This window comes from Flavobacterium sp. RSP46 (assembly GCF_003984825.1).
Classification (GTDB): Bacteria; Bacteroidota; Bacteroidia; order Flavobacteriales; family Flavobacteriaceae; genus Flavobacterium.
Window position 1 is genome coordinate 823,126 of the sequence record NZ_RYDM01000001.1, and the last position, 14,104, is coordinate 837,229.

Genomic DNA, 14,104 nt, shown 5'->3' on the forward strand with positions numbered 1-14,104 from the left:
CTTTGGGGTCGAACCAATTTGGAGTATGTTTTTTTATAGACGTTCGACCCTTTCCGGGTCAAACAAAATAATTAAAAATATTTTATTAGAAGTAGAGATTCAGAGTAATTTAAAGGGGTTGCGATATGAGTAATTGGAGAAATGTAGAAATTGGTAAAGTGATTGACTTTAATCCAAGTGAAAGTATCAAAAAAGGTACAATTGCTAAGAAAATACCAATGGACTATAGGCTATTAAACAATAGTTCTAATTAATACTTATATAAAAAAGGTCGAAAACACCAATGAAATCAATACTTAACATAAAAAAAGGTCGAAAAAGCAATTAAAACAAAACTTCTATTTAATTACTATTTACCACCATTTTACTACTATTGATTTAGCCATTTACTACCACCTATTTTGATTAGCTACTGTTATCTGGTACAAATACACCTAAAAGCACTATTTAATTGATGTTTAAAGCTATTTTAAACCATATTTAAGCCTCTTAATTGAGGCTTTTTTTATGCCATTTAGTGAGGAACACAAAAATATAGCAATTTCGATTTTTTATTTTGGGTGGACAGTTGGGTGGACATTTGCATGGACAGATCAGCAATAATATAAACTTGTTTACATGGCTGTAAATTAAGTTTAACCACGTTTATTGCATTAAAATTGTCAACTCACGATAGTTAATAACATGGTTTGATTATAATAAACAATTCAAAAACATTGATTGTCAATTATTTATGTTTTTAATTAAAAAAAAAGAAATAAAAAAAGTACTACTCTAGCCTAATCACACCCATAACTATAGCTATTGAGCGTATATCTGATTTATGTAATTCAAAAGGATCGTAGCTTTTATTATCACTAACAATAGTTACACAGTCCTCATTCTGCGCTTTGCAAATGCGTTTGATCAATACGCCTTGTTCAGTATCCAGTACATAAACTTTATTCCATTGGAAGAACGTGTCGAGCGGTAGATGCTTACATGCAACGATATCACCGCTATTATACTTCGGGTACATTGAGCTACCTCTTACTCCAATTAAATAATCTGATCCTTTAAAAGTTGGAACAATAAAGCGTTCTGTTTCATACTCCATAATTTGCACGTCTCCAGTTCCAAACCCCGCCATTGCCTCAACTGGAATTAAAGGAATCCCTTTTTCTTCTCTGTATCTTTCCTCTTTGTGGTCTTCAACTGAATTTGCTTCTATATTATTCTCAATATAAACTTGGTTACTTTCTTTTTCACTTCTTAAAACATTCCCTTGCTCATTTTTTATCCACATTTTTACTAATCGCCTGTCTAATTTACACAAACGATCAACAAAATCAGCTGGCAATGGCACTAAACTATTGAGAACTTGGGAAAAAGAGGACTTGCTTTTGTAGCCCATAAGCTTTCCTATCTCCTCTTGATTCTTGGCAATTCCTAAACTAATCAATGCTTTTACGGCTACTTTAATTCTCTGTATTTCAGTCATATAAAAAATATTATGTAAAAAAGTTTATATTTCATATCGATAATACTAAACAAGTTTATATATTTGTTTCAATATTTAAAACAAAAAAGGCAATGAACAAAAGTAAGACAAAAATTTATAAATCCTACGACTCAAATATTTTAGAGGCGTTGTTTTTAAAATATGGTGTTTCAAAATATTACATCCGTCAAAGTATAAGCGGGAGCGTTCAAGGTATAACACCCGACGCCATCAAAAAAGATTATGTGACAATGGAAAAAGCGAACCAGGAAACGGTTGCAAATCTTGTTAACAGAACTCTAGAGTAATAGATATGCCGTATCAATATTCAAACAATGTAATTGCCGTAGAGCTTGAGGAGCTAGTTCCAAATTTTTGGAACACTCTGGGCTCACTGCAGAAAGAAATTCAACGTTACAAAGACAAACCTTTTGGAATTAAACGTCTCCAAATAGGTGGTAACGGTAGAAAGCTACTGCTTGATTTTGACAGCCTAAAACCACACGTTCAAGAAGCAATTGGAGATCCTAGACGCGTTGACAACCCTTTAGAAACATTCTTTGAATTTGATGCCGATGCAGTACGCTATTATTCTAGGTTCAAAAGGTCAGGTAATAAACTGGAAGCCGACGAACAAGAGCGATACATTATTAACTCTAGTGTTATGAAAGCAGCTATAAAATTAGAGCAAGCCAGAACACAGGAACGCATCAAATTGAAAGGATCACTTAGAGGAATTACCGCCACGGTAGTCAAGGACGTCGAAAACTTCAATAATACGCTAAAAGTAAAGCACGAGGTATCACATAACCTTCCCGCTTCCGAAAAGCAGTTTAAAAAGCTTTTAAATGCGTGTAAAGAGGATTTGTACTACCCGCTTATCAAAGACCCGAACGGAGGAAAAACAAACAATGCTCGTAAGGTGGATGATCAAACTGAAATTTTGTTGAATTCAATTTTTGCTAAACAATTACATAAGCCAACACCTACGGATGTAGCTCGTAATTATGACGGTTTTTTAAATGGGTATGTTGAAGTTTATAATTCCGACACAGGAGAGCTTTATAATCCAAAAGATTTTAAGCCGCTTTCAACTGGTACGATTATAAATTACTTAAACAAATGGGAAAATAAAATTTCAAATCACAAATTGAGAAGTGGCGACCGACAAGTGTATATGGGAAATTTTACACCAGCACATCAAATGGATTTACCAGTTTACTCAGGTTCCATGATTTCAATTGATGACAGACAACCGCCATTTTGGTACGATAACAATAGAAATAGGGCTTGGTTTTACATAGGTGTCGATATTGCCTCTCAATGCTTCACAACGGTAGTTTATGGAAAGTCTAAAGAGGGGATTATCGTTGACTTTTACCGACAAATGGTACGAAATCATAGTGAATGGGGACTGCCAATTCCTCACGAATTAGAGTGCGAAAGCTCATTAAATAGTGGCTTTAGAGATACTTTATTACGTAACGGTAATATGTTTCAAAGCACTAGAATTATCCCAAACAAGGCCTCTGGAAAGTACATTGAGAGAATGTTTGGAAAGGTTCGTTATGATGTTGAAAAATCTGAAATAGGATGGATTGCTAGACCAAAAGCGAAATCAGAGGCAAATCAAGCCAGTGCAATTCCTACTACTATAATTCCTTATCCCGAATTAATTAACCAAAGGATGATTGAAATTGAAAACTGGAATAATTCGCCACATCCATCGGATAAGACAATGAGCCGTTTTGATTATTTCATGCAGAACCAACACCCCGATATTAAGCCTACGAATTGGGAGGCTATACTCCCATACATAGGATATAAAACGGAAACATCTTGCCAAGTTGGTGTAGTTGCACTTCAAAAAATAAAACGAGCTATTGCTGAGGACGGAAAAGTTTTAACAGGAGAGGCTTTAATTGAAAAAATGAAAATAATTGAGGGGAAAGAATTGGACGTGTATTGGCTTGACGGGAACGACGGTCAGGTTTTAAAATCACTAGTCTATTTGAGAGGAACAACACGGTTAATATGTGAAATAATGCCATTTCCTAAATACAATAGATCATCGCTCGAAAGAACACCAGAGCAAGAAAAAAATAGAGAATTGCAATCGGCTTATGTAGCATCAGTAGAAGGTTTCTCAAGATCACAAATTAAACGACTTGAAAATATTGGGATTATCGATAATACACCGAAGCTTATCAATTCAAACTTTAAGTTTTCAAACATAAAACGATACGAGGCACGAGAGGAACCAGTAGAAGTTTTTGCAGATGACCCCGATGACGATTTACCATACCAACCAAAACAAAGTACAGTGCCAGGATGGCGCGCCAATTTTAATCTATAAAACCAAAAGATGAATTTAACCACTGAATTTAAAGCAAAAGTAAGACAAGCAATACTTGAAAAAAGAGAGAATTACGGCGGTTCAGATGCCGATTTCTCTAAAAGTTTAGGGATTAATAACGCCATTTACAGCCGATTAAAAAAAGGAGAAACTGAGAGGATAATGAGCGATACCGTTTGGATCACTCTAGGAAGAGAATTACAAGTAAAAGTTTTTGAAGACAACTGGAAAGTAGCCCGCACTGCCGTTTACTCTGAAATAGAAGACAATTTGAGTTTTTGCAAAGAGTTAAGCCGCTCGATGGTGTTAGTAGATGACTGCGGGATTGGTAAAACATTTTGTACCAAACACATCATCAAGAAAATGAAAAATACTTTTTATGTGGATTGCTCTCAAGCCAAATCAAAACAACTTTTCATTAGGCTACTCGCTAAAACGGTGGGTATTGATAATCAAGGCAAGTATAACGATGTTTTAGCCAACTTAAAGTATTACATCACCACACTAGAAAAGCCTTTGATCATACTTGATGAAGCAGGCGACCTTGACTACTCCGCATTTGTAGAGCTTAAAGGAATCTGGAATGGTACCGACGGCGTTTGTGGTTGGTATATGATGGGAGCCGATGGATTAAGGAGCAAAATTTCAAAAGGAATGAATGCCAAAAAGGTGGGATTTGCAGAAATATTTAGCCGCTTCTCGGACGAATTTATAAAACTGGTACCAAACGGAAAAGCCGACAGACAAGCGTACTACTCTGACTTAATTGGAGCCGTAGCAATGGCAAACATCAAAGATAAGTCCAAGATAAAAGCACTTGTTAACAAGTGCCTAGATAAAGAAACAACACTTAGATATTTAGAAACCCTTATAAAATTAGGAGCATAGTATGGCTAGAGGAATTACAACCAAAACACTCTTAAGTAAAAAATTCAAAACATTCAAATTTGACGGTATTTGGGAAAAGGTTTTAGGGGAACAAGAGCGAAGCGGTATATGGGTGATTTATGGCAATGAAAAGAATGGAAAAACTACGCTAGCTCTACTACTCTCGGACTATCTAACCAAGTTTGAAAATTTGAATTATGTATCAGCTGAAGAGGGAACTGGATTCTCCTTTCAGCAGGCAGTTAAAAAAGCCCACATCGATTTTAAGAGCACGAAAATAAAGTGGCACGATTACCTAGAAATGGAGGATTTGACCAGCATGTTAGAAAAAAGACAATCCGCCCGAATTATGGTTATTGATAATGCTACAGCCTATGTGGATGATTTAAAAACAGCGGACTTACGAAGACTTAAAAGAAAGCATCCCGATAAACTAATTATTCTAATGGCACACATGGAAAAAAACGAGCCTACCACAGCAGTAGCAAAATTAGCAAAAAAGCTGTGCAACGTCTATTTCAGAGTCGAAGGTTTAACTGCATTTGTCGGTGGCAGATGTCCAGGGGGAAGTTTAACAATTAACGAACAAACAGCAATGCTATATCACGGCAGCGAAATAAAAAACTAGAGTCATGAAAACAACAATCACACAAGAGTCAAGCGTAGATTATTTAATGAATGAGCTACAAGCGAGCCAAACCAAAGAAGATTTTATACTATCCTTTTGGATGTTCTGGGCGCAAAGCGTAACCGTTAACAGTAGAGAGTTTCAAAACGTTGTTGCAAGTACACCCATAAGCAACTGGTTTATGACAGAATTAAAAAAGACAGAAAACGAGTTTAGATCATTAATATCAGAATATCCAGATACGCAAGGAAAGGACAAAGATTGGCTTTATATAAAATGTGTCAACAAATTAATGTCAAGGTTCCCAAAATCGCTGTTGGATCAAGCCAAAAAACCACAAACTATAAAAGTGGCTGGAATAAGAATAGAAACCTCAATACTTAACCAAAACTAGCCTATGAAATGTTATACCCCTTGTAAACGGCATCAACTCCTCGATTTAGTGCTTCAATATGACTCCTTTAAAAAGGAAATTGGAAAGCCCCACTTTTTTACTGACTCACAACGGTTTTTGATTAACCAGGAACGAGCCAAAATAATGCAAAATGATACCGATTTTACCCAGAATGAAGCCGTCATAATAAAGATAGCCTTTGTAGTAGAACAAATCAAAACCAATCACTGGAATCCACAGAAACCAATTGAGTATAAGTAAAAACCAATTTCAATAACAATAAAAACAATAATGATGGCACAAAAATTTTGCAAAATCTTCGAAGTCGAAGAACACCAAGTACTGTATCAAATTACAGAAGACGATGAAAGTAACGAATGTATTGAAACAACAACAATAATAGACGATCTCAGAATGTCTACTAAAATGTCTGGTTTTGAAAAAAACAATACAACCGCTGATATTCAATTTGAAAAAATAAATCAAGCTTTTGCCGAAAGCTTTTTCCAAGCAATGAAAAACCTAACTCAATAATTATGAACACAGAAACAGCAAAAGCCCCAACAGAATTGACAACTGCAGAATTGGAAGCACTTTTAAAAAACCGAAAAGCCTCAGAAGCAAAAAAACTAGAAAAAGAGCGCGCAGAGTACGAGAAAAATAGAGACGAAAAAATCTTTGCAATGATTACAACCGCCAAAGCACTGTATAGAGAACTGGGCGAATTCAAACAGTTTTGCCACATCGAGATGGACAACCAAGCCGTGAAACTTTCGGAATACGGAAAGATACGAAGCAACTCAAAAGGCGGTTTCTCGATTTCAGACATTGAGGACACCATGAGAGTGAAACGCCGTAGAGATACGGAACCCGCTTGGGATGAGCGCAGCTCGAAAGCTATTGAACTGATCAAAGAGTTTTTAAGTGATACCATCAAAAAACGTGACGTAAAACTTCACGAAATTTTGTTAAGCTTCTTAGAACGTAACGCAAACGGCGACCTCGAGTACAGCCGTGTAATGGATTTATACAAGCATGAGGATAAGTTTGACGACCCGCGTTGGAAAGAAGGCTTACGATTGATAAAAGAGTCATTCTCAAACCACTTAAAAGGATTTGGTTATGAATTCAAATTCAAAGACGACCAAGGACACTGGGAGAATATATTGTTAAACTTCTCAAGTCTTTAATGAACCAGTATGCTACAACCATAGCACTATTAGTGGTACTACTGATAGTGCTTAACGGCAAAGCCATAGTGAATTATATATCATGGCTTCGATTCAAAATAAGAACCTATTTCAAACAGCTAGAGAATGAGCGTAACAATAACCCCAATAATAGATCACGAACAATACGAGGTTAATGGTCATTTAGTTTGTAAAGATGGTTTGAATAACTGGACATGCAAACACGATTTATCGAGCCAAGAACTAAATGCTTTTCGGAATTATGAAAAGCTAGTAATAAACAATAAAGCCTTTAAAAAACACACAAAATCAATTTATAAAACAAAGTAATTATGAGTAAAAATTCAATACAATCAGGAGGAATAGGATTCGCAGGACTATTAACAATCGTATTCATAGTATTGAAATTAACTAAATACATAGACTGGAGTTGGTGGTGGGTACTCTCACCAATATTAATACCAACTATAGTTGTTATAGCGGTGCTAATAGTTCTTGGCGTGCTGTTTATGATAAAAAACAAATAATTGGTTAGTTAATTCGGTGTCCCGAGTGGAAATGGCTTTTGCGGGTTCGAGTCCCGCCTCGGGAGCAAATTTAAAACAACAACAAAATGGCAGATTTTAACAAAGAAAAAGCACTAGACGAATTATTAGCAATTTTTAGCCAAATGAAAAATCCATCTTTTTCAGATACAATGAAGGCAATGCAAACCGCTCAGAACTATTTAGAAGTAATACATCTGGAAAGCTTCCAGAAAGGATTAGAAGCCGGACTTAAAAAAATAGACATAGAAAACGACAACTCCTAAAAACAACAATAACAAAATGTATACAATAATCGAATTAGAAGATAACGGACAGGACTTTTTAGAATTAATCACAGACCAGAAAGGTGTAATCATTGACGCAAAACCTTTTCAAAAGGAAATTTGGGCGGGAGGAATAATTCCCATTGAGACAATGCTTATCGTTGGCGAAGAGTTACCTCTTCATAAACCGCCACATTTTAATTATGGTTTTTTAAAGCACAAAGTAAAATCAATAAAAAAAGTTGACAATTATGACAGCAACTAAATCGCCATATCTATTCGAGGGACAAGGTTCTGCAATAGATGACTACAACAGCCCAAAACAACAGCTTCAAAATGTAGTTAGTGGTAAATCAGGAAACTGGGGACTGTTTAAAAAAGACCATCCACTGGCAAAAGTTCACAAATTAATTAGATCGCTTTGCATTCAAAATGGTTGGAGTGTTACAAATGAAAGATGGGGAGAAATTGCCGACCTAGAAAAACTAAGCCGCTTTTTAAAAAGCGATAATTCACCAGTTAAAAAGCCTTTAATGGATATGTCGCATCAGGAGCTCGAAAAGATAATAGTTGCCCTAGAAGGTATTATAAACTCAACCTTTAAAACCAAAAAACACAAATAACATGAGCGACCTAATAATTTATTTGGCTGTGTTTTCCACAATGACATTGCTATTTAGCTTCGGTTTTTTAATTGGCTTTGCCAATGGAAGTAAAGCCAAAAAGAAAAATAAAACCCGCAAATCAAAATACCCACCATGTGACTGCAAAGATGTCAATGATTGCCATAAATGGTGCCACGCAAAAGAGTTATTCACCGAAGACTCCAAGAATGGACTCGTATAGTATCACCGAAATATGTCCACATGACATTGCCGAAACAAGAGTAATTGAAAGCGTCGCAACTTGTGAAACCATCGTAATAGTATGCACCCAATGTGGCGAACATTTATCAACCCCAAAAACCGAGTGTTAAGATGACCAGAGAGGAACAAATAGCAGATGCTTATAAAGAATGTCCTGAATATGTAAAAAAGCACATAAATAAAGAGGGATGGATTCCTCATACATATTATTTAGATCTGAAATGTTTTTATCATGGTGATGAAATTGATAAGATCGACAGTGAATTAGTTAGACCTAAAATATTAAGACAATGATACTACAACCTATTAACGCCAAACTTACAATAGATCAAATCGTTGCTCTTGAGTCAATGATGTGTAGCCTTGAAAAGTACAAACCTAAAAGCATAGAAGAAAAAGTAACCTACTCTGTAATTATTGATTTATCAGATAAAATAAACAAGCCCTACAATAAAATAATAAAAAGCGCTGACTTATTTAGTGATGGTAAAAAAATCAAATTACAATTGAAACTCCATGAAGCTTTTGCACTCTTAGGATTTATTGAAATGCACTTAAAATCACTACATAAAGAGTCAAAGTCACGAAATGACTTATTGAAACTCTTGTTATTTATTCAAGACGAATTTGCAAAATTTTAAAGTTAAAAAAATGCGTTCAAAATCAAAAAGAGGAATTCCTCCAACACTACCAGAAACAAGCTTTGAAACGAAGCAACGAGAACACAAACAGGCTATCGAAATAGCCTCTCAGTTCAAAAACATCAAACCTACTAAATACCTTTTAAAATGAAAAAAATATACATCGCAGGGAAAGTGACGGGAGAACCTATTGCGCAATGCACCATGAAGTTTGGCAAAGTTCAAAAAGCCCTTGAAGACTTAGGATATGAAGTTGTCAACCCGCTGGAGATAGTTGGCGACTGGAAGTGTCCTTGGGATATCGCCATGCGCAAATGTATTACGGCACTAATGCAATGCGACGCCGTTTTTTTAATCTATGATTTTATGCTAAGCAAAGGCGCACTCATCGAGTCAGAACTAGCAAAAAATGTGAACCTTGAAGTATTTGTAAACCTTGAAGATTTAATACAATGGAGAAATGCACCACTTATAAAGTAACCTTTAAAGAAACGGCTGACGAATGGCTGTTTCAATACAGGGACAGCGATGGAACAATTTACAGCTTTTTTAATATAAAAGGGAAACGGGTTTTAAAGCTATTTGCAAACGGACAGTTTCCTGGTACCGTAAAGGAAATGGAAAATTGGACAAAGTACAAGCAATTAGTTACAATAGAGTTGGTTTTAGACGATTACTCATTTGAGGCTTTTTGGGTTAAATACAATTTAAAAGTTAAAAAAGACCACTCTCAAAAAGCATTTGAAAAATTGTCCTTAGTTGAAAAAATAAAGTGTTTCAATGCCCTAAAAAAATACGATGAGTCTTTACTCAAAACAGGACAGGCAAAAGCGCACTTAGTCACTTGGCTGAATCAGAAAAGATATAATGATGAGTACTAACTAATAAAAAAACTACAATGGCAAAACTAACATTCAAAACAAAAGCACCAAGAAAAGGGTACATCAACCACGGAAGTTTTATGACACATGAAACAAAAGGAATTTATGACAAATTACCGACTGAAGAAATTCAAAAAGAAGCGCATAAAATAGTAGCCGAGACAATGTATGATTTGATTAAGAAGCTAGAAGTATTAGGCTATGATCAAACAAGAGTAGGTTTTTATATTCACACTAAACTATTTTAAAATGATAGATAAAAACATGGCCGCACTCGAAAGAGAAGCTAAAGATTTTCAAAAAGTGACTAAAGATGGAAAATTGAAATGGCAAAAGGAAAGAAACAGAATGAAGCACTTAACGCCTAAAAAGAAAAAAAGAAAATGATACTGCCATTTAGCACACAAATGAACGGAAAGCCTAATTATTTTATTGAGAAAATATGGGAAGGCTTGTTAAAGCATATTTTTTGTCAGGATACTGAATACATCGAATACCTAAATAGCCATGAGATGCAATTCGGTAAAAACTGGGATTGGCTCCGAGAAGGATGTGAGCCTGATCCCAAAATCCACACCATTCGGGAAGATAAAAATGATCGTTGGAAACCAGGAACAAAAATAGATTTCTTTATCAATTGCCGTCAAAAAGATATGTTTCGGTTTACACCGGTTCTGCCAGTGGTGAGTGTTCAGGGAGTAGAGATAATATGGGTTGAGTTGTTCGGCATCAAAGTGGTACATGTGTTTATTGAAAAAGAATTCTTTGCCAAGGTAAAATTTGATAGCGAAATGATTGTAAAGGATGACATGCTACGACTAGCCAAAAACGATGGCTTCGATACTATTGAGGACTTCTTTGCTTACTTCAATAAAGATTTTAAAGGTAAACTAATCCACTGGACGGATTTAAAATATTAGAAAGATGGTTACAAAACAAATAAATAAATCAGAAATACTAGCAATTCATAATTTCTTGATGTGTGCGATACACGATTTCCATGCAATGAATTGCCAATCGGATGAGTTAATTATTAGTCTGCCAAATTGGTTACAACAACTTTTACACTGGCACCCGATCATCAAATATTTAGATTACAATGAGCCGATGTCCTTAGAACATTTAAAATATGCTGATGTTAAAACACAACCCCATTACAGTGATGAAGTTGTAGTTTTTTTTAAAGATTACCACATTAACCCGCAAAGTTTTTCTCCAAAAATTCATTTAATACAGATTGATTAATGAAAAAATAAAAGCCAAACTTAAATTTGGCTTTTTATATTTATATTTGATTTATTAAACACAATTTTATGAAGATATTTCTAGCGATATTCAAGTGGTTTTTTTGGTTTTTTGGATTTTCTCTGATAGCCTCAGGTATTGCAGTAGCAATATTAGACGATAAAAGCGATAGATGGATACCAGCAATCACGCTTATTGTTTTTGGAATTATATTGTTTTCAATCGGCTATGTTTTAAAGATTAACAAATATAGTAAGAAGCAAAAGCAAACGGAATATTCCCAAAAAGAGAATCCAATAAGGACTTCAAATCTTGACGATTCACTTCAAACACTTGTTACGCACGCCCAAGCCCAATGGCAAAAAGAGGTAAAAAATTACAGGTATCAAAAAGAGCAAGTAAGAGGCAAAATACTTCAGTCATTAGAAAGTATGGAAATAATTGAGAGTACTAAAAACCTCGACACGCTTCAGAGCAGATACTCGTTTCTTCAAAAGTTATTTAACGAATTACAAATAGCTTCTACAAATTCAAGGTACCTTCGTGATGCCCAAGACTCTATTGATGATTACAAACAACTTTATTATGACAAAATACCTCGTAGAACTCAACTAGCGGGAGTTTTGAAACCTATGGATTTTGATATTGTTGCTTTCGGGGGGGAATCTATTTTTAACTGTTTTATGAGACATTACGATTTTCAATTACAACAAATAGATTCTCTCAAAACAGAATCAGGCAAAAAAGGACGTTATAAAAAGTTACTCGAGAGCCTTGACGAAACGACAATACTGTTAAGAGACGAATTTATAGGAGGTAAAGATTTTGAGGATTCACACCAAAGACTAAAAAAAATTAAATTAGAAATAGAACAAAAATTAATATAACATGAAAAACCTAATACTTTACATTGCACTTCTAATCTGCTCTTTTACACAGGCACAGAATATCGCATTAATCGAACGCATGCAAGCTGGTTCTTTATCAGAAGCAAAACAACTCACTAGCGAATTGTTGAACTTAAACGAAACTAAACTAGAACTGGTTAAAGAAAAGCAAACTAAGGAAGCTTACATACTGTTTTATCTTCCTGCAGGACTTACAGCTGAGCAAAAAGAATCTGCTGCAGTTGATGCTTATGAAAGCGGTGTTGTAGTGCGTCTTTCAAAACAAAATGACAACAGCTATAAATTAAAAGAGTTCTATGCAGACCCAAAATTGATGTTTGCCATTGTGAATGATGTGTTTTACCCAATGGCCAATTATAATGACTTTATTGTATCGGCTAAATATCGAGACTATATTGATATCCAAAAGAAACATAAGTTTTATTTTTACTCTGGTGATTCGCTAACAAGTAAGTATCGATTTTATTCCTATTAATAAAAAACCCGACTGGATCCAGTCGGGTTTTTTTATGCCTATCAATTCGTGTTGCACAATAGATAAAAACTATTTACATTTGCTTATATGTCTGTATCCCTCAATCGTAGTCTTGGTATTCAACGCAATAAGCTGTTACGTTACAGACTTATCAAAGAGCTGTACCAAAAACATAAGACTGAGGATATTCCCACAACAGTTGTATGGCGCAAATACATTTGCCCAATTTATCCCATTTCAAGAACAACACTTTACGAAGTGCTTTGTACACCAGTCACTTCGGAACTTAAAAAAATTGAGGATGCTATTGCAATTCAAACAAGATTGTTTAATTAAACATTAGTCATACCTATCGTATAAGTCACTTCGTACTCCTGAATTCCATCATCCCTTTTTACTTTTCGCATGGCGGTGCGCATCATAGCACCTGCAGAACCACCAACCGCTACACCGTGCAGTTTTGCGTGAACACTTGCTACAATGTCCCAAATAGCCCAAGCTTTGTCCTTTTGTGATTGTGGAGCTCTCGCACTTGTATTAGTTAGTTTGAGATTAGCAATACTGATCACAATGGTACCTGTGGCCATTTGGCGGTTTTGAGGTGTGGCCGTTTTGTCTTTTCCAATATCGCTATACTGCAGGTTGCCAATATCAATTAAAGCCAAAGGAAATTGTGTTGGCGGGTTGGGTGAATAATCATCCAGTTGTCCCCAGTCTTCATCCACATATCGCATTCCTGGTATAGGTGTCAAAATATCCTGAATGCTTTTTAATACTTCTTTACTCATCGTTTTAATTTATTAAAAATTTCCTTCTCTAAATCTTTCATGTTTCGGTCAACCACTTGCTCGATGCGTTGGCGCAGCTGTGGATGGTCGCCTATGAACTGGCGTTGTTTAACTTTCATTTTAGCACCTACTTTTTGCAAGGCTAAGGCTCTCCACATTGCCGCTTCGCCTGTCAATCTTTTGTTTCTAGCCGTGTCTCTATTGACAACTTGCTGGTCTTTATCTCTTTTCATTGTGATAGCTCCATCACTTTTGAAAAACATCGCCCAAAAGAAGCGTTTCATTCTTTCGGTTACAATAATTTCACCGCCCTCATTTTGTAGGCTTGCATAAGGCAAACTACTGGACCAGCTAATGTGATTACTTCCTTGTTTGGAACGAATAGAGCGGCGTAGCTTTCCAGTACGCATCATTAGACTTCCTTTGTGGTTTGGTATTTTACTGTTTTCCCAAGGCTTGTCAAAAAAGGCTTTGCGCTCAAAATTTCTGTCGAATTCGTCAGTCAGATCAATTCTTATATCAGATAGAATATTTTTTATAAAATCTTGCATAT

The 14,104-nt window shown here is 35.5% G+C and carries 27 protein-coding genes; 24 read left to right on the plus strand and 3 right to left on the minus strand.

Going from position 1 to position 14,104, the window contains the following annotated elements; translation table 11 throughout:
* The first annotated feature begins 125 nt into the window (after positions 1 to 125).
* Entirely contained in the window at positions 126 to 254 is a 129-nt protein-coding gene (locus EKM01_RS14905) for a hypothetical protein (protein ID WP_255416472.1), read from the plus strand.
* A gap of 515 nt (positions 255 to 769) precedes the next feature.
* Here EKM01_RS14905 and EKM01_RS03665 read toward each other — a convergent pair.
* Positions 770 to 1,480: a S24 family peptidase gene (locus EKM01_RS03665; RefSeq protein ID WP_126766857.1), complete on the minus strand. Its 711-nt coding sequence runs from the start codon at positions 1,478 to 1,480 to the stop codon at positions 770 to 772.
* Positions 1,481 to 1,572: 92 nt separating this feature from the next.
* Between EKM01_RS03665 and EKM01_RS03670 the strand changes: the two genes are divergently transcribed.
* The 23 genes from EKM01_RS03670 to EKM01_RS03780 all read left to right on the plus strand — a co-directional run bounded on the left by EKM01_RS03670 (position 1,573) and on the right by EKM01_RS03780 (position 13,099).
* A complete protein-coding gene (locus EKM01_RS03670; protein ID WP_126766859.1) occupies positions 1,573 to 1,788 on the plus strand; it encodes a hypothetical protein in 216 nt (71 codons plus the stop codon).
* A gap of 5 nt (positions 1,789 to 1,793) precedes the next feature.
* Complete coding sequence (locus EKM01_RS03675) at positions 1,794 to 3,836, plus strand: hypothetical protein (RefSeq protein WP_126766861.1); 2,043 nt, start codon at positions 1,794 to 1,796, stop codon at positions 3,834 to 3,836.
* A 9-nt stretch (positions 3,837 to 3,845) separates the two neighbouring features.
* Positions 3,846 to 4,724: an ATP-binding protein gene (locus EKM01_RS03680; RefSeq protein ID WP_126766863.1), complete on the plus strand. Its 879-nt coding sequence runs from the start codon at positions 3,846 to 3,848 to the stop codon at positions 4,722 to 4,724.
* 1 nt (position 4,725) lies between these two features.
* Positions 4,726 to 5,352: an ATP-binding protein gene (locus EKM01_RS03685; RefSeq protein ID WP_126766865.1), complete on the plus strand. Its 627-nt coding sequence runs from the start codon at positions 4,726 to 4,728 to the stop codon at positions 5,350 to 5,352.
* Positions 5,353 to 5,356: 4 nt separating this feature from the next.
* Positions 5,357 to 5,746: a hypothetical protein gene (locus tag EKM01_RS03690; RefSeq protein WP_126766867.1), complete on the plus strand. Its 390-nt coding sequence runs from the start codon at positions 5,357 to 5,359 to the stop codon at positions 5,744 to 5,746.
* A 3-nt stretch (positions 5,747 to 5,749) separates the two neighbouring features.
* Complete coding sequence (locus EKM01_RS03695; RefSeq protein ID WP_126766869.1) at positions 5,750 to 6,007, plus strand: hypothetical protein; 258 nt, start codon at positions 5,750 to 5,752, stop codon at positions 6,005 to 6,007.
* Positions 6,008 to 6,040: 33 nt separating this feature from the next.
* Entirely contained in the window at positions 6,041 to 6,280 is a 240-nt protein-coding gene (locus EKM01_RS03700) for a hypothetical protein (RefSeq protein WP_126766871.1), read from the plus strand.
* A 2-nt stretch (positions 6,281 to 6,282) separates the two neighbouring features.
* The gene (locus EKM01_RS03705) at positions 6,283 to 6,936 is read left to right on the plus strand and encodes a DUF3164 family protein (protein WP_126766873.1); all 654 of its coding nucleotides are present in this window, start codon (positions 6,283 to 6,285) and stop codon (positions 6,934 to 6,936) included.
* 126 nt (positions 6,937 to 7,062) lie between these two features.
* On the plus strand, positions 7,063 to 7,266 hold the full coding sequence (locus EKM01_RS03710; protein ID WP_126766875.1) for a hypothetical protein: 204 nt from the start codon (positions 7,063 to 7,065) through the stop codon (positions 7,264 to 7,266).
* A gap of 283 nt (positions 7,267 to 7,549) precedes the next feature.
* Entirely contained in the window at positions 7,550 to 7,747 is a 198-nt protein-coding gene (locus EKM01_RS03720) for a hypothetical protein (RefSeq protein ID WP_126766879.1), read from the plus strand.
* 16 nt (positions 7,748 to 7,763) lie between these two features.
* Entirely contained in the window at positions 7,764 to 8,012 is a 249-nt protein-coding gene (locus tag EKM01_RS03725; RefSeq protein WP_126766881.1) for a hypothetical protein, read from the plus strand.
* On the plus strand, positions 7,999 to 8,370 hold the full coding sequence (locus EKM01_RS03730; RefSeq protein WP_126766883.1) for a hypothetical protein: 372 nt from the start codon (positions 7,999 to 8,001) through the stop codon (positions 8,368 to 8,370). The genes EKM01_RS03725 and EKM01_RS03730 overlap by 14 nt, the downstream gene beginning before the upstream one ends.
* Positions 8,371 to 8,903: 533 nt before the next feature.
* Positions 8,904 to 9,254, plus strand: coding sequence for a hypothetical protein (locus tag EKM01_RS03740; RefSeq protein WP_126766887.1), 351 nt, complete (start codon positions 8,904 to 8,906; stop codon positions 9,252 to 9,254).
* A gap of 10 nt (positions 9,255 to 9,264) precedes the next feature.
* Positions 9,265 to 9,405 (plus strand): hypothetical protein, encoded by a 141-nt coding sequence (locus tag EKM01_RS14515; RefSeq protein WP_158616084.1) that lies wholly within the window; start codon positions 9,265 to 9,267, stop codon positions 9,403 to 9,405.
* Positions 9,402 to 9,734: a DUF4406 domain-containing protein gene (locus EKM01_RS03745; protein ID WP_126766889.1), complete on the plus strand. Its 333-nt coding sequence runs from the start codon at positions 9,402 to 9,404 to the stop codon at positions 9,732 to 9,734. Before EKM01_RS14515 ends, EKM01_RS03745 begins: the two co-directional genes overlap by 4 nt.
* A complete protein-coding gene (locus tag EKM01_RS03750) occupies positions 9,707 to 10,135 on the plus strand; it encodes a hypothetical protein (protein ID WP_126766891.1) in 429 nt (142 codons plus the stop codon). Before EKM01_RS03745 ends, EKM01_RS03750 begins: the two co-directional genes overlap by 28 nt.
* Positions 10,136 to 10,152: 17 nt before the next feature.
* Positions 10,153 to 10,383 carry a hypothetical protein gene (locus tag EKM01_RS03755; protein WP_126766893.1) on the plus strand — a complete coding sequence of 77 codons (231 nt, stop codon included), beginning with the start codon at positions 10,153 to 10,155 and terminating at the stop codon, positions 10,381 to 10,383.
* 1 nt (position 10,384) lies between these two features.
* Positions 10,385 to 10,522, plus strand: a complete 138-nt coding sequence (locus EKM01_RS14520) for a hypothetical protein (protein WP_158616085.1) — start codon at positions 10,385 to 10,387, stop codon at positions 10,520 to 10,522.
* Positions 10,519 to 11,055, plus strand: coding sequence for a hypothetical protein (locus EKM01_RS03760; RefSeq protein ID WP_126766895.1), 537 nt, complete (start codon positions 10,519 to 10,521; stop codon positions 11,053 to 11,055). Before EKM01_RS14520 ends, EKM01_RS03760 begins: the two co-directional genes overlap by 4 nt.
* 4 nt (positions 11,056 to 11,059) lie before the next feature.
* A complete protein-coding gene (locus tag EKM01_RS03765) occupies positions 11,060 to 11,380 on the plus strand; it encodes a hypothetical protein (protein WP_126766897.1) in 321 nt (106 codons plus the stop codon).
* 68 nt (positions 11,381 to 11,448) lie between these two features.
* Positions 11,449 to 12,267: a hypothetical protein gene (locus EKM01_RS03770; protein ID WP_126766899.1), complete on the plus strand. Its 819-nt coding sequence runs from the start codon at positions 11,449 to 11,451 to the stop codon at positions 12,265 to 12,267.
* A 1-nt stretch (position 12,268) separates the two neighbouring features.
* Positions 12,269 to 12,763 carry a hypothetical protein gene (locus tag EKM01_RS03775; protein ID WP_126766901.1) on the plus strand — a complete coding sequence of 165 codons (495 nt, stop codon included), beginning with the start codon at positions 12,269 to 12,271 and terminating at the stop codon, positions 12,761 to 12,763.
* Positions 12,764 to 12,850: 87 nt separating this feature from the next.
* Positions 12,851 to 13,099 carry a hypothetical protein gene (locus EKM01_RS03780; protein WP_126766903.1) on the plus strand — a complete coding sequence of 83 codons (249 nt, stop codon included), beginning with the start codon at positions 12,851 to 12,853 and terminating at the stop codon, positions 13,097 to 13,099.
* Here the strand turns inward: EKM01_RS03780 and EKM01_RS03785 are convergent.
* Entirely contained in the window at positions 13,096 to 13,551 is a 456-nt protein-coding gene (locus EKM01_RS03785; protein WP_126766905.1) for a hypothetical protein, read from the minus strand. The genes EKM01_RS03780 and EKM01_RS03785 overlap by 4 nt on opposite strands.
* Complete coding sequence (locus EKM01_RS03790) at positions 13,548 to 14,102, minus strand: hypothetical protein (RefSeq protein ID WP_126766907.1); 555 nt, start codon at positions 14,100 to 14,102, stop codon at positions 13,548 to 13,550. The genes EKM01_RS03785 and EKM01_RS03790 overlap by 4 nt, the downstream gene beginning before the upstream one ends.
* Positions 14,103 to 14,104: the final 2 nt, after the last annotated feature.